Raw genomic sequence first — 21,396 nt, forward strand, 5'->3', positions numbered from 1 at the left:
TACAGCTTCAATTTAATTTAATTAAATATTTATTTTTTTAACCGAAGCCCAACCCAAACTTTTACCAGTATCACTTTCATATTATCAAAGACCTATCTTTTAAAGACATTTCGTTTAATATGTATATACGCTTCCTTACAACTAGCTATTAATTTACAATCATCATTGGTCTGTTGACAATTGACTAAGAACTATTTGATCTTGCTAGAATTTGATTTACACCTTTGTATTTAGTGTCAGATTTTGATTCTTACTTTAATCATTATTATACCACTCATACACAATCTCCAAACCCTCCTTAAACCTAAAATTAGGATCATACCCACAAACACCTTCTAATTTGGCAATGCTAGCCTTAGAGTGTTTTACATCTCCAGGCCTTTCGTTACCGTAGACAGCTTTTATTCTTTTTCCACTGATCTCACAAAGCATCTCCACCATTTCGTTGAGTGAAATTTGATCTCCACAAGCCACATTAAAAACCTCATGTTTGCTTAAGGGCAAGGTAGCTAAAACGCTAAGGGCTTCGCTAATCAGCACATCCACTTCTTCAACTCTAGGCTTTTTTGCCTCTCCACTCCTAAGCCTCACTGCATCTTCGCCAATCAGCATCATTTTCACATTAGCCTGTACAGCATTTTCCACAAAAGTGAAATCTCGACTAGTTTCTCCATCCCCATTGATCATTGGCTCGGTACCTTCGATAAAGTGCTTACAGAAAATAGGTATCACCGCAGCGTATGGATTATTGGCATTTTGTTTGGGTCCGAAAATATTGAAGTAGCGTAGTCCAATGGTATGGAAACCATAAACTTTGCTAAAAACATCAGCATATAATTCATTCACTAACTTAGTCACTGCATAAGGCGATAAAGGATTCCCTTCATTCCCCTCTACCTTGGGCAATACTGGGCTATCACCATAAGTACTGCTGCTTGCGGCATAGACCATTTGTTTTAGAGAGGGTGATTCTTTGGCAGCGACCAACATATTCAGAAAACCTGAAACATTAACTTCATTAGATAATAAAGGGTCTGATATGCTCCTAGGAACAGAACCCAAAGCAGCTTGATGCGAGATAAAATGAACTCCCTCTACGGCACGTTTACAAGTTTCTAAGTCTCGAATATCACCTTCCACAAACTCAAAATTTGGTAACCCAAGAAAGTCTTTGATATTTTCAAAATACCCATTGGACAAGTTATCCAATACACGTACCCGACCTGCTCCAAAGCGCAGTAAGTATTCAACCAAATTTGACCCAATAAAACCTGCTCCTCCTGTAACTAAAAAAGCATGCTTACTTAAATCAATGTTATGGTAGGTAGTATTATAAAGCTTATTGTTGTACATTTTTCTTTAGTGTGAGTAAAAACCTTTCTCTTCTGAAGGAAAAGTTATAAACGTCCATCTACAAACTTTTTAGGTAGTATACTTTTCACATCATACACGACCATATTTTCGGATTTTTGAAGAGACATTTCTAAAAATGACTTGTGAGCAACAGCCAAAATAGCAGCAGAGTACTTGTTAAGATCCGGAACATCAGAACCCGACCTAATCTCTATCCCATATTCATGCATCACTTCATCAGGATTGGCCCAAGGATCATAGACTTCTACATCCATATCAAAACTTTTGAGTTCTTTGTAAATGTCGATGACACGTGTATTGCGTACATCGGGACAATCTTCCTTAAAGGTAAAGCCCAGAATCAATATCTTAGCATCAATGACTTTAAGGTCTTTGCGCATCATCAGCTTGATCACCTCTGTTGCCACATACCTTCCCATTGAATCATTCAATCGACGACCTGCTAAAATAATCTCAGGATGGTAACCTACCTCCTGTGCTTTCTGTGCCAAGTAGTAAGGGTCAACGCCAATGCAGTGACCACCAACCAGACCAGGTTTGAAATTCAAGAAATTCCATTTTGTTCCGGCTGCTGCCAACACTTCCTGCGTATCAATGTCCAAGAGATTAAAGATCTTTGACAATTCATTTACAAAAGCAATATTGATATCTCTTTGTGAATTTTCTATCACTTTGGCTGCTTCAGCCACTTTTATGGAGGAGGCCTTGTGTGTACCTGCTACGATGACAGATTTATACAAGTCATCAACATATGTTGCTATCTCAGGTGTAGAGCCAGAAGTAACTTTTAGAATCTTAGTAACTGTGTGTTCTTTATCTCCCGGATTGATGCGTTCAGGTGAATAGCCTGCATAAAAGTCTACATTAAACTTCAACCCAGATATTCTTTCCAAAACTGGTACGCACTCCTCTTCAGTTACACCAGGATAAACTGTTGATTCATAAATCACAACATCCCCTTTCTTAAGCACCTTAGCCAAGGCCTCTGAGGCCTTTAGCATTGGTGTAAGGATGGGTTTATTGTGTTTATCTGTTGGCGTAGGTACAGTTACAATGTAAATATTACAAGAAGATATGGGTAATATGGCATCTGTAATCAGTAAACCATTCCCTTTTTGCTCTAGATCAACTGCATTCTTAACCAGTACCGTTTGTAGCTCCTTGTCCTCAATCTCCAAAGTTCTATCATGTCCTTTCTGCAACTCCTCTACTCTTTTGCAATTAATATCAAAACCTACTGTTTTGAACTTTTCTGCAAAAGCAACTGCCAAAGGAAGACCTACATAGCCAAGGCCAATAATTGCAATTTTAGATTCTTGAATGGGTTTGAGCATGATTTATTTATTAGCAAGAAATATTATCAAAAACTAACTCTTTATTATTAGTTTAAAATTGTTGATTATTAAAAGCGTTAATCGGTTATTCGTTAAAATAGAACTGTAGTAAAATTAAACTTAACCTACAGTTGAACAATTTACCATTAAACCTAAGCGACTTGATACAGCTTCGCCCTCTCAGTCCCATTTCTGGTTCCTAGCTGATTGGTAATTCATTTTGGGTAATATTTTCTTGAGTGCTTAAAGAAATTGTTCAACGTTATTCGTTAAATAATCCTTTGTATTGCTTTACCCCTTTAGCTATTATTAATTCGTTAAATTTTAGAATTTAGCTACAACGCGAAAGTTGCTAACGGTTTAATTAGAATTGTAATTAAACTATCACTTACAGGCCCGATTGAACTCTTAGAAATTAACGTTAAATAGTCGACGAAAAAATTGTTTATCTACGGAACATTATCCTCGAAGCTATACAGCTTTTTCGTCTTTTTTCTAGTTTTAACTAGAATACAAAAATGGCCATTTCTGGACCTATAATTAAATTATTTTATACTTTAATTTAATAAAAACAATATTTTGTAAATTAAATGTAATTATAAAAATATTAAAATATAAATAATAAATCACATTAAAGTAATAATAAAAAATTGTCTATCAAGCTTTGAAAACCATTGAAATCCTACTGTTTAGATAGCTTTATTTTTAATATAATGTCTATCTTGAACAAGAATATTTATTTAATGATGTACATGTCTATCTAGACATTCTTAGCTCATTTATTCTACCCCACTTAAAGTAAAAACCATTGGATATTCAAAATGAGCTAATAATTTACACTAACCATATTTGTAGGTCAAAGTAGTTTAAATTGTTTGTACCACGGAATTTTTTCTTCAGCACTATATCCATAGCCGTATGCATAACCATAGCCTGATTGGGCGTCCACGTCATTGAGTATTGCATAGAGTTTACTTACAACTGATTTTTCAATTAAACTATTGGCCATTTGAATATTAGCAATTGGAGAAAACCCTTGTCTGAAAAGAAAGAAGTTTACATCTGCATATTTGAAAAGCTCTCGAGTTTCCGATACCATCCCAACGGGAGGGCAATCCATAATCACTATATCATAGGCTTCTTTTATTTCTTGCATTATTTGAGTAAACTTTTTTTGTTGAAGTAATTCAGAAGGGTTTGGAGGAATTGGACCAGAAAGTATTACATCTAGATTCTCATAGTCCGTTTTGTTGATTACGGATTGCCATGTGGTATCTGTACTCAAGCAAGTACTGATTCCAGTTGTATTTTCCAAATTAAACAGCTGTGCTATCTTAGGCTTTCTAAGATCAAGACCAAGAAGTAAAGTTTTTTTACCTATAAGAGAATACACTCCAGCAAGGTTAGCGGCACAAAAAGTTTTGCCTTCACCAGAAATAGCTGATGTAAACAAAAGTGTAATCTTTTCCTTATTGGGGGCAAGAAAGTTCACATCAGATCTTAGACTCCTAAAACTTTCTGTAAAGCTTGACATAGGATGGTGTAATACAGATAGAGCATCCTGAGCAGTTTCCCTTCCGATATGACCGATAAAAGGTATACTTAGCTTTTCCTCCAATAATTTCGGATTTTCAATCTTATCATTAAGAAATACCTTAAGGAATATAAGTAAAATGGGGATGGTCAAACCTAAAGAAAAACCCAAAGCCATATTTCTGGAATGGTTAGGAGAAACAATACCTGATTCAGCTTTTGCATAATCTAGAATAGAATGCTTTGAAATATTTGAGGCCCTTGTAATTTCTGCTTCTGCCCTTTTTTCTAGTAAATAGATATAGATGTTTTCGTTAATAGTAAATTGTCTTTGTATACCAAGCAATCTTCTTTCTGTTTCAGGCAGCATGTTTACTTCCTTTTCAACAAGTTCAATACGCCGATTCAAATCAGCAGTCAAAATCCGATTATTTTCAATAGCTGACTTTAAGTTTTCTTTTAATGCCTTTTTGGTATTCTCCAGTTGGCTTTTAATATCTCTAACAGCAGGAGTTTGCTCATAATAATTGTCAGAAAGTAATAGTAAATCGGCTTGAAGTGCTGTCAAATTAACTACAAGGTTGTTTAACAAAGGATCTGAAATCCCAATGATCGAAGGTGCTATAATTTCACCTATTTGATCATTTTCTACATAGTTGAAAAGCGTTTGATAATAATTCAGTGCTATTTCTGTTTCCGACTTTCTAAAAGCCATATCCTGCAAGCGGTCAAATATTTTTGAGCCCTCTTCAGAAAGGTTGAATATCCTATTCTCAGAGCGGTATCGTTCTAGTCTGTTTTCAAAAAAAGTTAATGAATCCGTGATACCAGAAAGTTGGCTTTCAATAAATTTAATTGTGTTCTCAGCAGCTCTGTTTTTATTTTTAAGTTCTCGATCAATATAAGATGTCATAAGCTGATTCAAGTAATCTTTCCCCAACTCAATTACGGGAGTTTGAATACTTATCCTAAGTATGGATGCTTGTTTATTGATAGGAGCTATACTTACTGCTTTTTCATACCTCGAAGCAACAGTAGCGTTACTATTTAAATAAAAGTAAATAACACTACCTATTACTCCTGATTGATTATTGATTTTGAATTTAAAAAAATCTCCTTCTATTTCCTCACCAAAGTTATAAATATCATTTAGCAGACTAAGCTGCTTTGAACTTTCTTTTGAATTGTTTACATCGGGATTGAAAACTAAGAAGTTGCCTTCTTCGATATTGATTCGGTATTGATTTTTACCAACAACAGTAACCTTTAATTTCCCACCCAACAATTGAGGATGAGTCCAATCAACATCTACTTCTATTGGTTTATCATTGCCATAAAGTTGTGTCTTCTTTACTATACCCTCTGAAAAATAAGAAACATTTAAATTAAGGTTAGAAACTGTTTGCTCAGCTAAAGCATAAGATTTAAGTATACCAATTTCATTTTCCAAATTAGACTTACTCTGTAGTAAACCCGATGCCTCAAACAAATCAAGGCCAAGGGAAGGTTGGTCATCAGTGACAATAACAGTAGAAGACACCCGGTAAATGGGTGTACTCCACCTATTTATTAAAAAAGCAATAGCTACACATACACATATTGAAATCAAAATGTAAGGCCATTTTCTTAAGCTGTAATGAAGGATTGCCTTGATATCTGCATCATCCTCCTTAGTAGATTGATTCGTTGAGTTTTGATTTGGTGATTGATTCAAATATTGCATAAAATCTTATCGGGTAACGAGATTTATAATAAGTACTAGGGCAGAAATAGAGGAGATAAATAGAGAAAGCGATTGTGATGCATTCTCTCCTGCACCAAGCTCTCTTGTTTTCATAGGTTCGGCATATATCATATCATTAGGCTGAATAAAATAATAAGGAGATTTAATGATGTTTCTATCATTAAGGTTGATCCTATGAATTTTCGACCCTTCTGGGTATTGGCGAATTAAGAGGATATCATCTCTTTGTGCTAAAGTGGTTAGATCTCCAGACTGGGCAATAGCTTCAAAAATGGTCATCCTTTCTTGAAGAACTACATATTTCCCTGGTCTTCTAAACTCACCTAGTGTTGCAAATCTTATCCCACCTAGCTTAACCTTGACATAGAGTTCATTTTTTACATATTCTTTAATTTTTACTTCAATTTTCAGTCTTGCTTCTTCAATTGTAAGTTGCATAACATTTACTTCATCAATTAATGGTAAACGGATGTTTCCATTCTTATCTACAGTATAGCCAGTCATATAGTAAATATCACCACCAGCTTGGCCCATCATTCTATTATTATTCATTTGATTTGATTGTGGACTAAATCCATTCTCTTTCATATCAGCAGAAGTTGTCAATTGTACATCTATAATATCGTTGTATTGCAGTCTATATTCCATAATTTCGTAAGGAATTAGCTCGCCATCAGCAATGCGGTTATTGGCATCTAAATTCTGAAGTAAAATGATTTTTTTGTTGGGAACGCAGGATACGGAAAAAATTAAAAAGGATAGAAGTAATAGGGAAATCGATTTAATCATCAAAATTTATTTTTTATGTAAAGTTAAATTGGAAAGCTTATTTTAGAAGTGATACACCTGAATAGCATCGACGGACTTACTTTCTAATACATTTATAAAGATGTTTTTATGAAGAAGCGTACCGAAACACTTTTCTTAATTCGAAACCTATTGAATTAAGAGACCAAACCCTTTCCGAATTGCAAAGAAAGTAAGTTTTGAACGAGAAAAATTTTTAAAACGATGTTAGATAACAAAGTGATTAATTATGTAAATGATACCCCAACTATTTGGAATGCTAAGAAATACTTGACCATGTCATTTCAATTATGCGAAGTCTTACTAGACTTTCTTTTTGCTCTTGCTGCCATAAAAAATCCATAAAATCACGCACGATAAGGATACAATGAAAAATGATTGGGCAACAAAAGGTAAGATCAAATTAGGTATCCCCAAGATTATTTGTAATTAAATTTCATTCTGCTGTCATTACGGATAATAATAAAAGTTATTTATCCAATTTCCTTCAATTGAATAGTGCAAATGCTTATAAATGTTCATACTAAATTACCAAAATGCATTTTTTCAAATGGTGTTTATTTAGAAAGGGTGCAAACAAGCACCCTTCTTTCTTTATGCATCTTTAGATATATAACAGCTATCATAAAATTAGATTCTTAAGATAGTGTAAATACTTTATTTGGTGAACTGTAGATCATTTTGATAAACAACATATCAGATGTCGGGCTATTATTCCCAATGAAATGTATTTATTATTTAATAACAATTATGAAAAGTTTTATCAAGCCTATCCTTATCAATCCTGATCTTTTAATAAGTCTGGTAGTTTTTGTTCCTTTTTTTTACTCGTGAACAAGCCGTTATTCTTGATTGCAACTTATGTTACCACAATTTTGATATTGGGGTCATTAACATTTATAATTATTGCTAAAATAGAACAATAGTTTTCGATCTTCAACGATATATGGCTTACAAACCTCATACTTTTTTTAGGGGGTGGTAATTAGCTAAATGTGAATCTTCCTTCAAACCAACAACTCAAATCCGGTGCTATGCGCAAGTCTATTATAATGATTGGCAATACTACTTATCAACAATCAAGTAAGATCATCTATAAAGGATAAAAATGTCATTAGTCTGAAACTATGGCCACTTTCATCAAGATTCTGATTTTTACAAAAATGAATTGCAGCCTACAGGTTTTTGAATAAGAACATCCTCAGTGAATAATTAGGAACCTTCATGCCAAGTGGTTTTTAACTTATCCTTCAAGCTGTAGTACTCTATATTCAGTCTTGAAATAAATTCGTCCAAGTTAGTTGTTTCATCATATAATATATCGCACAATTCTCTCTTCTCGCTATTTGAAATTTCTGGAGACTTTAGAATGGTAACTATTCCAAGCATATTGGCAATTGGTTTTCTTATAACATGAGAAATATCAAAAAGCATTTTTTCTAGAGTGTTTAAATGAATTTTTTTCTGAGTTATCTCTTGAATATTCCCATACCATACAACTTCTTCTCTAGATCGTCTTTCAGGATTTGCTTTAATCCAACACCATTTTTCAGTTTTATCGTCTAAAATGACCTTAAATTCAAATTCTACCTGATCTAAGGTGTTGTAAGAATGTTTAAAAAGATCATAAAGTACATTCCCTCCTTCTATATAATTCAATATTATTCTTGGTTCCTTTTTTAGATCTTCAGGACAAAGACATGGAATAATTCTCCGTATTCCTTGACTTATAAAAACAAATTTCAAATCTCCATCACCATTAAATGATAACTTAAATATTGCTCCTGGGGCAAGATCTGTTAATTTTTTTAATCTCTCAGCGCTAAACTCGATCTCCTTGTTTTTTTGAAGCATTTGCTTTCTTGTTTCTATATAGTTCATGACTTTTTTCGAAATCAAATCTAATGCATGATATTTGCTCTCGTCATAAACACGCTTTTTGTAATCAACTACGCAAACCGTCCCAAGCACATTTCCTATTGCAGATACAAGTGGAGCACTAGCATAAAACTTAATTCCTCCATCGCAGGTAACTCTTGGATTATCTTTGACTCTACTGTCTAACTCAGGATTTTCAATGATCAAAATATCATTAGGTTTGCCAAGGGTATATTGACAGAATGTTTCTTCAATTTTATTCTCGTCTGATTCAATACCAATTTTTGCCTTAAACCATTGCCTTTTATCGTCAATAAAAGAAATAAGAGAAACAGGAGTATCAAATATTGCACTTGCAATTTGCGCCAAATCATCCAATTCTTCTTCGGGCTCTGTATCTAAAATAGAATATGTTTTTAAATCTTCTAACCTGCTCATTTTCTTCGATTTTATTTGACAATCAGTATATCACGATAAACATCAACAGCCAATTAAATAGTGCATATATATAAGTTCTTTCCTGAATTGAACACCCTTAAGTAGCTTACACGTCGATTATCCATTGTTTGCTATTTTCATAATTATAGTCAATTTACATGTTGGTCTCATTTTAGATAACTATTTCTTATGCATATCGCAAGTAATACCAGTATCTAAAATTTTACCTATATAATAAAGCGAATCGTCCACAATCCACAGTTAGCTACGCCTAGTCTACAGCTTTATGAAATTCATACAATATTATAGGTGACTATGGGTCAGAAAGACCATTTATTCTTAATTTAAGAATAAATTATAAGTTTGAAAAGTTATAGTTCAATTTTCTTGGCACAAAAAAGTCTTTCTACTACTCTATAAAGATGAAAGTTCCTTTCTCTATACCATAATCGATTGTAATACCCGCAACTTGATGAAAACAATTTAGCGATCCATACTTCATTTTTTCAATCCCAACATTTCCAAAGACAATAACTTACTTTGTTTAAGGTGTTCGTCTTGCTCCTTTTGAGTACTTAGCATATTGATAAAAAAATATGTCCCATCAAGTAGAAAAAAAATCCTGTTTGCTGTTTCATTTGGGTTTTTGCAATTGATCGCACCTGTATTATCGCAGTCTTTGAGAAGGCTACTAAACTTGACCCTTAATTCCTTATGGATTTTGCTGAACTTTTCCCTAAATGCAGGCTCTCTAAATACCATTGCATAAGCACTGTAATAAACACCATCGTCGAAAAGGTCATTCCAATCTTTTGAAAACATACTATTGATCAAGGAAACTAGCATGTCTAAAGGATCCTCATTGGTCAAATACGCCTTTTCAAAGATTTTGAGATAAAGCTCTAGACAATGGTCTATCAATGCAGTGATTAACTCATCTTTGGTTTTATAGTAGTGTACTATCAAACTTGGCTGAATATTCAACGTTTTGGCAATTTTTGCAATCGATGTGCTTTCCAAACCTTCCTTTATTGCTGTTTGATAAAAAGCCTCTACAATTTCCCGTTTTCTTATTTCTGTAATATTCGATAATCCCATGGCAGTAAAATAAGCAAAAAATAATCAAATTCTATTTATTGAACAACTGTTCAATTTATTGAATTAACATTAAATTAATTGTCAGTTCATTTAATTAATAATCTCATAAACCCCACTTCCCTGTAAAGTAATAGTCCGAAGCTTAATTTGTAAAAGTATAAGAACTATTAATTATCAGGGCTAATGAAAAATCTCTACAAGTGTTTATTCTTATTGACAATCGCGATGTTATCGGTATTGTCAAACCCTAGGCAGCTTTTTGCCCAGGACAAAATGGTGGCGGGAAGTGTCATCGATGATTTGGGAAACCCCATTCCTGGGGTGACCGTCTTAGTGAAAAATTCAAGCATTGGGGTTGTTACAGACATCGATGGGAAATTCAACATTTCCGTACCTGAGTCTTATGATGTCTTGAGGTTCTCTTACATTGGTTATATTACAAAAGAAGAGAATATAGGAAATAGATCTGCATTTGATATCCAACTTTTCCCTGATGTTACGGATCTTGAAAGTATTGTTGTGACTGCCTTGGGCGTAGAAAAGAGTGTCAAGTCGCTTGGATATGCCGTTCAGGAAGTAGATGGCAATAAACTAAACAAAGCAAGAGAGCCAAACCTCATCAATTCTCTTACAGGGCAGGTTGCTGGTTTACAAATCAATAATTCCACTGCTCTATTTCAAGACCCTGCCATAAGGCTGAGAGGTGCTGTGCCGCTGATAGTAATAGATGGAATTCCCAGTACTGACAATGATTTTTGGAAAATCAATGCTGACGATGTAGAAAGTATCAATGTTTTGAAAGGCGCCACTGCTTCTGCCTTGTATGGCGCCATTGGTAGAAATGGAGCCTTGATGATTACAACTAAAAGAGGGAAAAAAGGTACAACAGTAGAGGTAAACTCAAGTACCATGTTTCAACCAAGTTATCTTGTGATTCCAGAAGTACAAACTACCTATGGGAATGGTGATAACGGCCAATATGCTTATGTAAATGGCTCTGGAAGTGGAACTGAAGGGTTTGGATGGATTTGGGGACCAAGGATGGATGTGCCTGATCCAAATACAGAAAGCGGCTTTGTGGAAAGACCTCAATACAACAGTCCAATAGACCCTGTTACTGGAGAGAGAATCCCTATTCCATTCATTTCAAGAGGAAGAAACAATATCGAAAATTTCTTTCAAAGGGGTTTGATTTCAACCAATAATATCAATGTAACATCTGGCAATGATCAAGGAAATTTTAGGTTATCTGCATCCCATGTTTACCAAAGGGGTCTGGTTCCAAACACTGATTTGAACAATAGTTCTTTCACTGTGGCCGGTGGATACAAATTGTCAGAAAAACTAAGTGCAGATGCTTCTTTGACCTACAATAGACAATACACTGAGAATTTTCCAGAGACACCTTATGGACCTGAAAATTACCTCTATAACTTGGTATTGTGGACAGGTACTGATGTTGACGTGAGGGATTTGAGAGACTACTGGGTATCTGGACAGGAAGGATTCCAACAAAAACACTTCAACAACACCTACTACAACAACCCATACTTCCAAGCTTATGAATACCTGAGGGGCTATCATAAAGACAACACTTTTGGACAAGTGAAATTGGATTATAAGGCAAATGAGGATTTGACTTTTACCCTTAGGACCGGTATGAATGTTTACGCACTTGAGCGATCAGACAAAGAGCCCAAGAGCTATGTCAAGTATGGCAGAGTGTCTAGAGGTAATTTTTATATAAATAACTCTGCTCAAATAAATATGAACACTGATTTGATCATGAGCTACACAAAACAACTCGGTGAAAACTTTGCTATCAATACCAATGCAGGTGCTTCTAATAGGTTCATCAGGTTTAGAAGTGAAAGTCTGAATACCGATGGCTTGGCTATCCCAAATTTCTACAATGTTGCAAATTCAGAACAACCATTGCAGGGAACCAATAGAATGACCCGAGAACAAATAAACTCTGTCTTTGGAACTGTTGACTTAGAGTTTATGAATGCTATTTTCCTTACTGTTACTGGAAGAAATGACTGGGTATCAACATTACCGGTAGACAACAACTCCTTCTTTTACCCTTCTGTAACACTTGCAGGTACGATCTCTGATTTTATCTCTTTCCCAAAAGCCATAGACTTTCTCAAAGTTAGAGGTGGCTGGTCACAGGTATCTGATGGCAGGATTTCATCAAACCCATACAGCCATATCCAAGCCTATAATCCAGGTATCAACTGGGGTGGTAGCCCTTCACTGGTATTTCCTGCAGCTTTGATCAATCCCGACGTAAAACCTGAGACTTCTGACAGTTTCGAGTTTGGATTGGATTCTAGGTTTTTTGGAGGAAAGCTTGGACTGGATTTGACCTATTTTCAAATTAGGGATTTCAACAACTTGATCTCAGTTCCTGTGTCAGAAGCTTCAGGATATTCCACCAGATTAGAAAATGGTGCCGAATTCACCAGAAAGGGTTGGGAATTGATGCTCAATGCAAATCCTATAAGCAAAACAGATTTCAACTGGAATATTGGCCTGAACTTAAGTACTTACAAGAGGGTGTTGACTGAAAGTTTTGATGGTTCTGATAGATTCGGAAACATACAAGTTGGTGAAAGAACAGATCAACTTTTTTCCAATAGCCAATATCAAAGAACCCCAGAGGGAAGATTGATTATCGGCCAAAATGGATTTCCAATCAGGGATCCTTACCAAAGGATGATGGGATTCCAAAACCCTGACTATCTCCTAGGAATCCAAAACACTTTTAACTACAAGCAATTTCAACTTGGATTTGGATTTGATGGCCGAATCGGTGGAACTATCTACTCTACTACCCATGAAAAAATGTGGTGGGGTGGCACACATCCCGGAACAGTAAACCAATTCCGTGATGATGCGAACAATGGCATCAGCAGCTATGTGGCTGATGGGGTTGTCGTGACAGGAGGAAATGTAAGCTTTGATAGTTTTGGAAATATTCTGGAAGACACCAGAACTTACGCTGAAAACGAGCGAGCTGTAAATTACATCGCTTGGAACAAGACAACACTAAATGCAGAGTATACACATTATTTTGATGCATCCTTTATCAAGCTTAGAGAGGTAAGTTTGACTTATCAGTTTCCAAACAAATTTTTGAGAAGAACTTCACTACAAAACGCTTCCATTTCATTGGTAGGTAGAAACTTAATGCTTTGGTCTAATGTGAAAAATATCGATCCCGATTCAGGTGTGGACAACCTCCAAACACCGTCAGTAAGAAATGTAGGTTTTAACATCAATGTAAGCTTCTAATAAACAAAGTCATGAAAACAAAAAACATTCTTACGCTAATCCTGGCTTTTTCATTATTGATCTCTTGTCAATCTTTTGATGAACTACAGCTAGACCCAAATAGGCCTGTACAAGCAGAGCCAAGTTTGATCCTGACAGCAATTGAAGCCAATGCATTTAACAACATTAGCACTGGTGCGGCATTGGCATCAAGACAATTGATTTTCACCAACTCCGCTTCTGACAATCAATATTACGGCTGGCAAAGAGCTGGTTTTGGAGATTATGGCCAGCTTAGGCAAGTATTAAAATTGAGCCAAGAAGCTGAACGAACCAACAATAACAGCTACAAAGCTTTGGCCTTGTTCTTCCAATCTTACTATATCATCAAAATATCAAACTCTTTTGGTGATGTTCCTTTCAGTGATGCAATAAAAGGACAGGAAGGTAACTTCCTTCCCTCCTATGACTCTCAAGAAAGTATTTTCCTTCAGGTACTTGATGATTTGAAGACAGCAAATTCTCTATTGAGCGCAGAAAGTGGGGAAATCCTCGGAGATATCATCTACAATGGAAATCAAGATAAATGGAAAAGGTTGATAAATTCCTTTTCACTAAGAGTATTGATGAGTATGTCTATCAAAGAAGGAAATATCAATGTAGCAGGAAGATTTGCCGAAATCATCAACAATCCTACATTGTATCCATTAATGAGAGGCAACCATGACAATGGAGCTTTGAGATTTTTGGACTTGGAGGGCAATAGATATCCATTCTTCAATTCCAACGACCTGAGAACAGCCTATTATATGGAAAAATCATTCGTAGATAGATTAAAATCTAAAAATGATCCAAGGCTTTTCAGTTATGCAGATAAAACAGCAAACGGACGAAATCTTGCAGACAATAATTTCAACGCTTATCAAGGAATGGGCGGTGCTCAACCATTGGCAGAAAACACCAATCAAATATTGTCAGGAGATGGATCCCCTATTGACGCAAGATATCATAGCGATCCTGAAAACCAATCCTCTCTTTTGATGGGGTATTCTGAACTTGCATTCACAATTGCTGAAGCAGCACATCGCAATTGGATAGGTCTTGACGCTTCTCAATATTACGAATCAGCCATCAGGGCTTCCATGGAATTCAACGAGATTCCTGAGGCTGAAACCGAAAACTATCTAGCCCAAGATGCTGTCAAGTATTCTGTAAATGATGGATTGATAAAGATTTTGGAAGAAAAGCATACCTCCTTTTTCATGAATACAGGATGGGAAGCTTTTTTTAACCAAAGAAGAACTGGAATACCTACATTCAGTTTATCCAATCAAATAATCAACCCTGGAGGTATCCCAAAAAGATGGATGTATCCACAAAATGAAATTCAACTGAACCTCCAAAATATGAATGCAGCGCTTCAGCGGCAGTTCGGAGGACAAGATGATATCAATTCTGAAATGTGGTTGTTGAAACCATAGTTTCACTATTATCTTAGATGAAGAGTCTAGCTCAAATTTAAATTTATTAAATTAAGCAATAAGGTCAGAGGAAAGAGGTAAAAGAAGCAATTTCGATTCCCTTTTTCCTTTGTTCATTTCTTAGTATTCTTCTTCAAAGTTTTTTTTGAAATTTTATGATTAACGTATACAAAGCAGTTTCTTTTAACAACACTTATGAAAAAGTTTGCAATTACCCTATTTGCCATTTTTGGTTTTCAGCTCCATTCTTTAGCTCAGAATGAAAGCAAAAAAGTAGTCTTTATCATCTTGGATGGAATTTCTTATGATGTAATCAAAAATGTAGAAACTCCAAATATAGATCAAATCGCCTCTGCAGGTGGTTTTTCAAAAGCTTATGTGGGAGGTGATAAAGGTAGCTATTCTGAAACGCCGACTATTTCAGCCGTAGGATACAACAGCCTTTTGACTGGTACTTGGGTGAACAAACACAACGTTTATGGAAACGAAATCAGGCGACCAAACTACCACTATTGGACTATTTTCAGGTTTTTGAAAGAAGCAAATCCCGAATCAAAAACAGCAATATTTTCCACTTGGCTTGACAACAGAACCAAATTGATCGGCGAAAAACTAGATGCTACTGGCAATTTGGAATTGGATTATGCTTTTGATGGATTTGAGTTGGATACGATAGCCTTTCCCCACGATTCGGAAAAAAGATACATCTTCAACATTGATGAATTGGTAAGCAAAGAAGCCTCAAAATATATCCGTGAAAATGGCCCTGATTTGAGTTGGGTGTACTTGGAATATCCTGACGATATGGGACACAGATATGGTGACAGTCCTCAACTGTTCGATGCAGTCAGAGAAGCAGATAGACAAACAGGAGAAATCTATCAGGCTGTGTTATCTAGAAAGGAAATGGGAGAAGATTGGCTGATTGTAGTCACAACAGATCATGGAAGACAACCTAATACAGGCTTGCATCATGGAGGCCAATCGGACAGGGAGCGTGAAATTTGGGTTTCTACAAATGCCAAAGGACTAAATTCATATTTCAATGAAAAAGACGTCGCTATCGTAGATATTTTACCGACCATGATCAGACATTTGGGAATTTCGGTACCATCCGAGAATCTAGAGGAGATCGATGGAGTTCCTTTGATTGGACCGGTTTCGATTTATCATCCTCAAGTGAGAATCCATAAAAACAAAATTCAATTTACTTGGGAATTTCTTGGAGACAAAAATGAATCTATAGAGATTTGGGCTTCTTACAGTAATAAATTCAGGACTTCTGGAGATGCTGATGATTACAAGCTTATAGCAAAAGTGAAAGGGAGAAAAAGATCCTATTCGATCCCTTTAGAAGGAACCGAAAAAGAGCAAATGAAGGTATTGTTCAAGGCCAAACATAATACTGTCAACAAATGGCTTGTTTCAAACAAAAAAGAAAAGTGATATGAAATTTTGGATGGACAGCTTTGGTTGGTTAGGGGCATTGTGCTTTTTGGTCTCGTATTTTCTATTGATTACTAAAAAATGGGAATCTACCAGCTACAAATACCATATTTCCAATATTCTGGGAGCTGTGTTTCTTGTTCTCAACACGCTGCATGACGCTTCTTTTCCCAGTGTTTTCATCAATGCCTGTTGGGGCGCAATTGCCGTCTATGGGATGATGGTGGATAGGAAGAAAAAGCTAGATGTTTGATTATCTTTTTATATTCTTTATTGAAAATGCACTATTCTCAGTCACCCAAACATTTACAAACAGATTAATTCTGATAAAAACAAATACTATTGTCATTATGGATAATCATCATATCCATTACCAATCAATATCGGAGATAAGCTAAATCTGATTATTCTAGCGTTAATTGCAAAGTTCCTTATCTCCATATTATTTAATTATTAGGTAAGCAAAAAATTAATTTTAGAAGCTGAAAAAATTAAAATTGTATTGTAATAATTTTTATTTATTATATTTTTATGATGTTGACGAAATTTTAAAGCAAATTTCTCTCTAGAGCTATAGTAGTTCGCTATGTTTTTAAATACACCCTATGAAAATAATTAACGATAAGATTTTTCCCAAATTTCTAGAACACTCTAATTCTTATCTAGTGGTTCTAACAGATACAAACGGGAAGATTTTATTCATTAACAATAAAGTAAAAAGTGTATTTGGTTCCGATGAAGAAGTTATAAAAAATAGCATATCACCAAGCATCGCTGTAGCAGATGAAGAAAGTTCATTAAATGGTTTTATCAAACAGTGTCTAGAAGATCCTACAAAGACTTATGAAAATGTAGTAGAAACAATGGACAGCGAAGCGAAGTGTCAAATTTGGATCAAATGGGAAATATCTCCTATAATGGACGAAGAACAAGTCATCGCAATTTCATTTTTAGGCCGTGATATATCTGAAAGCTACAGAAAAAGCGATGACCTTACTCAGCAAGACATTTTCCTACAATCCATATATGACAATGCGAATACGGCTTATACTTGTGTAGACAAGGATTTGAAAATTGTTTTTAATAATAAAAAGGCAAAAGAAATTACCAAATCACTTTTTGGAAAGGAAGCTGAAATCGGAGATACCTGTATAGATTTTTATTTGGAAGATTTCAGGTCAGAATTCAAGTGTATCTTTTCAAAAGTTTTAACTGGAGAGTCAATCATTCTGGAAAAATTTGACGGTGAAAACTGGTGGAAGTTTGTATTCAAACCTGTCATCAATGGATTGGGTGAGGTGATAGGCGTATCAAAAAGTGTTAGTGACATTAGCGATCAAAAACATAAAGAATCTATTATATTAGAAACGAAAAATAAATATCAAAATCTTATTGAAAATAGCCCTGGTATAATTTTTTCAATCAGCAATGATGGGGTTTTTCAATTTGTTTCTGAAAGTATAGAATCTATATTGGGATTCAAAGTTGACGAAATTGAAAACAAATTATTTTCCCAATTTATTCATCCTAAAGATGCGCAGGATTGTTTCGAAATCATAAAGAATATTTATAAAACCAAGCAAAAAGTCTCGGGGGTAAAGTTTCGAGCATTACATAAAAATGGCAATTATAAATGGTTGATTGCAAATGGTGGTCCTGTGACCAACAAAGACAACAAGACAGTGATCGCTACTGCTACTGCTATCGAAATAGATGAATTGATTCAAAGGGAAATGAAAATTTTGCGACAAAATGAAGCCCTGAAAAAAATCGCTTGGAACCAAAGCCATATTGTCAGAAAACCTGTAGCTAATATTCTAGGACTATGTGGACTATTGAAGGATGAAAATAAGTCAAATTTAGAAATAGAGCTTTTGATCGATTTGATTAGAGAGTCCGTTGAGGAACTTGATAAAGTCATTCATGAAAATGTCAGTTTAAGTGAAGATAATCAAAAAGAAAATCACTTTCCTATTTGAAAAAAAACTAAGAATTCCCTTCCATTCTCTTATATTAGCCTTGGGAAATTTTCACCTACAGCGCTGAAGCTTAGTAAGCAGTCGATTGTATTTCCGAAACACTTGAGCTTAAGGCTTTTTATAGCTCATTGCACCTCGATTTGAAAATATGGAAATTGCATCTGTGAAAACACCCTGAGTAAAACTGTTTGTAAACCTCGCTCCCTACAAGGCTAATTAATTCGGTGAGCTAAAAAATCTATAAAAAAATAAATGTCTGAAGACCAAAAACGCCAACTGGAAAGCAAACTCTGGGGAATAGCCAATCTTTTACGTGGCAAAGTCAGTGCAGACGATTACAGAGATTATATCCTAGGCTTTATTTTCTACAAATACCTGAGCGAAAGACAGTACCTCTACGCAAATGGCTTACTCGAAACTGAGGAATTCAAAGACTATCTTACACTCAAAGACCCCGAATTGCTGGAAGCCATCAAAGATGAATCACTTCAGTCATTGGGCTATTTTCTCAAACCCGAAGAACTCTTCGCTTCCATCACCGCCAAAGGCAATGCCGCTACAGAGACGGATAGCAACTATATCCTCGAAGATCTCAAGGCCGTACTCAATCACATCGAGCAAAGCACAATGGGTACAGATTCCGAAGAGGACTTCAATGACCTTTTCTCAGATATTGACCTAAGTTCAAACAAGATCGGAAGGACCGTGAAGGCCAGAAACGAGGTCGTCGTGCAAATCCTTAATCACCTCGATTCTATCGATTTCCGATTGGAGGACATCGAGTCTGATGTACTTGGCGATGCTTACGAGTACTTGATTGGGAAGTTTGCCGCTGGTGCTGGTAAGTCGGCAGGAGAATTCTACACCCCTCAGCAGGTGTCGAAGATTCTGGCAAAGCTAGTCAGCACAGACAAAGATAAACTCAAATCAGTCTATGACCCAACATGCGGATCGGGCTCCCTCCTACTCCGTGTGGCGAAGGAAGCTCAAGTAAGTGAGTTTTACGGGCAAGAACTCACCCGCACGACTTACAACTTGGCGCGAATGAATATGATCCTTCATGGTGTACATTATAGACAGTTTGACATCAGACAGGATGATACTTTGGAAAATCCACAGCATCTCGATCAGCGCTTCGAGGCGATTGTGGCAAACCCTCCTTTTTCTGCACATTGGAAGGGAGACGACAACCCACTCTACAACAGTGACGAACGCTTCAGTCAGTATGGAAGGCTTGCACCAAAGACCAAAGCAGATTTTGCTTTTATGCAGCACATGCTCTTTCAGCTGGCTGACAATGGAATCATGGCGAGTGTATTCCCTCACGGAGTTCTCTTTCGTGGAGGTGCAGAAGGACTGATCCGACAGTACATGATCAAGGAGATGAATGTGCTTGATGCCGTGATCGGCCTTCCTGCCAATATTTTCTATGGAACGACGATTCCAACCTGTATTGTGGTCTTGAAAAAGTGCAGAAAGTTTGACGATAATATCGTCTTTATCGATGCAAGTAGTGACGAAAACTACATTAAGGTCGGCAACCAAAACGAGCTTCGAGACATCGATGTCGAGAAGATCATCGATACCTACAGAAACCGTGAGACTATAGACAAATACAGCTATGTAGCCTCACTAGAGGAGATTGCAGAAAATGACTACAACCTCAATATCCCCCGCTATGTGGATACTTTTGAGGAAGAAGAGCAAGTGGACTTGGATGCAACAGCAGCTGAGATACAGCAACTGGACGCTGCCTTGAAAAGTAACGAGTCGGTACTAAAGGGATTTTGCGAAGAGTTGGGAATTAAAGCGCCGTTTTGATTATGGAAAAAGTTTCTCCAAAATTACGTTTCTCGAACTTCTCAGATGTCTGGGAAAGTCAAAAAGTTAAGAAGTTCTATAAACTGATCTCAGGTCAACATTTAGGGCCGAGCGAATATTTTAACAACCCTTCAAATCCAAGATCACTCCCTTATTTTACTGGACCATCAGACTTCACAAATGACCGCTTGAAATTGACAAAGTGGACAAACAAACAAAAGAATACGGCTATAGGGTCCGATATCTTATTCACTGTAAAAGGAAGCGGTGTTGGGACAATGATGTTTCTTCATTTACAAGAGATAGCTATTGGTCGGCAGCTTATGGCAATTCGTGGGGAAAACGGTAATACAAATTTTCTCTTCCAAAGATTGATGCCACTTCAAAGAAATTTCGTCGCATTGGCTAGTGGGAATATGATCCCTGGACTCTCTAGAGGTGATATTTTAAATACAATCATCAGCTTCCCCTCCCTTCCTGAACAGCAAAAAATCGCATCCTTCCTCTCTTCGGTTGACGAGCGGATTGAGTTGCTAGAGCAGAAGAAGGAAAAGCTAGAAGCCTACAAAAAGGGTGTGATGCAGCAAATCTTCTCACAACAGATCAGATTCAAGCAAGACGATGGCTCTGAGTTTCCTGATTGGGAGGAGAGGAAGTTGGGGGAGGTAGTGAAAGTATTTTCTGGAGGAACACCAAAATCATCTGACCCAGATCTTTACGGGGGTGATATTCCATTTATTCGATCCGGTGAAATAAACGCAAGTGCGACAGAACTTACTTTGACGGAAAAAGGTCTGAAAAACTCGTCAGCAAAAATGGTAGAGAAAGGAGATCTTTTACTTGCTATTTACGGTGCTACCAGCGGAGAAGCTGGGATCTCCAAAATCAACGGTGCAATCAATCAAGCTATCCTTTGTATAAGGTGGGCTGGTGAAAATATGTTTCTGTTAAACTGGCTAAAGTTGAACAAAAATGCTCTGACTCAAAAGTACCTTCAAGGAGGTCAAGGCAATCTCTCAGGTGAAATCGTCAAATCATTTGAGCTGAATATTCCTAGCCGAGAAGAACAGATAAAAATAGCTGCATTCCTGAAATCCATTGACGAAAACCTTGAAACGCTTGACAGCCAAATCCAGGGCTTGCGCATTTGGAAGAAGGGGTTGTTGCAGCAGATGTTTGTGTAG

General features: G+C 36.2%; 13 protein-coding genes. 7 read left to right on the forward strand and 6 right to left on the reverse strand.

From position 1 onward, the window contains the following. Positions 1-255 precede the first annotated feature (255 nt). The 6 genes from MM213_RS01150 to MM213_RS01175 form a co-directional block, all read right to left on the reverse strand. A complete protein-coding gene (locus MM213_RS01150; protein WP_241409463.1) occupies positions 256-1,353 on the reverse strand; it encodes an SDR family oxidoreductase in 1,098 nt (365 codons plus the stop codon). Positions 1,354-1,397: 44 nt separating this feature from the next. Continuing rightward, entirely contained in the window at positions 1,398-2,708 is a 1,311-nt protein-coding gene (locus tag MM213_RS01155) for a nucleotide sugar dehydrogenase (RefSeq protein ID WP_241409464.1), read from the reverse strand. Between the two features lie 856 nt (positions 2,709-3,564). Then, positions 3,565-5,964 carry a GumC family protein gene (locus tag MM213_RS01160; RefSeq protein WP_241409465.1) on the reverse strand — a complete coding sequence of 800 codons (2,400 nt, stop codon included), beginning with the start codon at positions 5,962-5,964 and terminating at the stop codon, positions 3,565-3,567. A 6-nt stretch (positions 5,965-5,970) separates the two neighbouring features. Beyond that, on the reverse strand, positions 5,971-6,774 hold the full coding sequence (locus MM213_RS01165) for a polysaccharide biosynthesis/export family protein (RefSeq protein WP_241409466.1): 804 nt from the start codon (positions 6,772-6,774) through the stop codon (positions 5,971-5,973). A 1,230-nt stretch (positions 6,775-8,004) separates the two neighbouring features. Beyond that, positions 8,005-9,108 (reverse strand): hypothetical protein, encoded by a 1,104-nt coding sequence (locus MM213_RS01170; protein ID WP_241409467.1) that lies wholly within the window; start codon positions 9,106-9,108, stop codon positions 8,005-8,007. A 498-nt stretch (positions 9,109-9,606) separates the two neighbouring features. Continuing rightward, positions 9,607-10,206, reverse strand: a complete 600-nt coding sequence (locus tag MM213_RS01175; RefSeq protein WP_241409468.1) for a TetR family transcriptional regulator — start codon at positions 10,204-10,206, stop codon at positions 9,607-9,609. Between the two features lie 183 nt (positions 10,207-10,389). Here MM213_RS01175 and MM213_RS01180 point away from each other — a divergent pair, with 183 nt between their 5' ends. The 7 genes from MM213_RS01180 to MM213_RS01210 all read left to right on the forward strand — a co-directional run bounded on the left by MM213_RS01180 (position 10,390) and on the right by MM213_RS01210 (position 21,396). Further along, positions 10,390-13,506 carry a SusC/RagA family TonB-linked outer membrane protein gene (locus tag MM213_RS01180; protein ID WP_241409469.1) on the forward strand — a complete coding sequence of 1,039 codons (3,117 nt, stop codon included), beginning with the start codon at positions 10,390-10,392 and terminating at the stop codon, positions 13,504-13,506. An 11-nt stretch (positions 13,507-13,517) separates the two neighbouring features. Then, a complete protein-coding gene (locus MM213_RS01185; protein WP_241409470.1) occupies positions 13,518-14,966 on the forward strand; it encodes a SusD/RagB family nutrient-binding outer membrane lipoprotein in 1,449 nt (482 codons plus the stop codon). Positions 14,967-15,161: 195 nt separating this feature from the next. After that, positions 15,162-16,412, forward strand: coding sequence for an alkaline phosphatase family protein (locus MM213_RS01190; RefSeq protein ID WP_241409471.1), 1,251 nt, complete (start codon positions 15,162-15,164; stop codon positions 16,410-16,412). A gap of 1 nt (position 16,413) precedes the next feature. Then, positions 16,414-16,665 (forward strand): CBU_0592 family membrane protein, encoded by a 252-nt coding sequence (locus tag MM213_RS01195; RefSeq protein ID WP_241409472.1) that lies wholly within the window; start codon positions 16,414-16,416, stop codon positions 16,663-16,665. Between the two features lie 352 nt (positions 16,666-17,017). After that, positions 17,018-18,391, forward strand: a complete 1,374-nt coding sequence (locus MM213_RS01200; RefSeq protein WP_241409473.1) for a PAS domain-containing protein — start codon at positions 17,018-17,020, stop codon at positions 18,389-18,391. Between the two features lie 252 nt (positions 18,392-18,643). After that, the gene (locus MM213_RS01205; RefSeq protein ID WP_241409474.1) at positions 18,644-20,212 is read left to right on the forward strand and encodes a type I restriction-modification system subunit M; all 1,569 of its coding nucleotides are present in this window, start codon (positions 18,644-18,646) and stop codon (positions 20,210-20,212) included. A 2-nt stretch (positions 20,213-20,214) separates the two neighbouring features. Then, positions 20,215-21,396: a restriction endonuclease subunit S gene (locus MM213_RS01210; RefSeq protein ID WP_241409475.1), complete on the forward strand. Its 1,182-nt coding sequence runs from the start codon at positions 20,215-20,217 to the stop codon at positions 21,394-21,396.

The organism is Belliella alkalica (assembly GCF_022549785.1).
Lineage (GTDB): Bacteria > Bacteroidota > Bacteroidia > Cytophagales > Cyclobacteriaceae > Belliella > Belliella alkalica.

Bases quoted from the DNA above. Each gene is read 5' to 3' on its own strand.
- MM213_RS01180 (WP_241409469.1), top strand. From the start codon at position 10,390: ATGAAAAATCTCTACAAGTGTTTATTCTTATTGACAATCGCGATGTTA.
- MM213_RS01155 (WP_241409464.1), bottom strand. From the start codon at position 2,708: ATGCTCAAACCCATTCAAGAATCTAAAATTGCAATTATTGGCCTTGGC.
- MM213_RS01210 (WP_241409475.1), top strand. From the start codon at position 20,215: ATGGAAAAAGTTTCTCCAAAATTACGTTTCTCGAACTTCTCAGATGTC.
- MM213_RS01165 (WP_241409466.1), bottom strand. From the start codon at position 6,774: ATGATTAAATCGATTTCCCTATTACTTCTATCCTTTTTAATTTTTTCC.
- MM213_RS01170 (WP_241409467.1), bottom strand. From the start codon at position 9,108: ATGAGCAGGTTAGAAGATTTAAAAACATATTCTATTTTAGATACAGAG.
- MM213_RS01185 (WP_241409470.1), top strand. From the start codon at position 13,518: ATGAAAACAAAAAACATTCTTACGCTAATCCTGGCTTTTTCATTATTG.
- MM213_RS01195 (WP_241409472.1), top strand. From the start codon at position 16,414: ATGAAATTTTGGATGGACAGCTTTGGTTGGTTAGGGGCATTGTGCTTT.
- MM213_RS01200 (WP_241409473.1), top strand. From the start codon at position 17,018: ATGAAAATAATTAACGATAAGATTTTTCCCAAATTTCTAGAACACTCT.
- MM213_RS01150 (WP_241409463.1), bottom strand. From the start codon at position 1,353: ATGTACAACAATAAGCTTTATAATACTACCTACCATAACATTGATTTA.
- MM213_RS01160 (WP_241409465.1), bottom strand. From the start codon at position 5,964: ATGCAATATTTGAATCAATCACCAAATCAAAACTCAACGAATCAATCT.
- MM213_RS01175 (WP_241409468.1), bottom strand. From the start codon at position 10,206: ATGGGATTATCGAATATTACAGAAATAAGAAAACGGGAAATTGTAGAG.
- MM213_RS01190 (WP_241409471.1), top strand. From the start codon at position 15,162: ATGAAAAAGTTTGCAATTACCCTATTTGCCATTTTTGGTTTTCAGCTC.
- MM213_RS01205 (WP_241409474.1), top strand. From the start codon at position 18,644: ATGTCTGAAGACCAAAAACGCCAACTGGAAAGCAAACTCTGGGGAATA.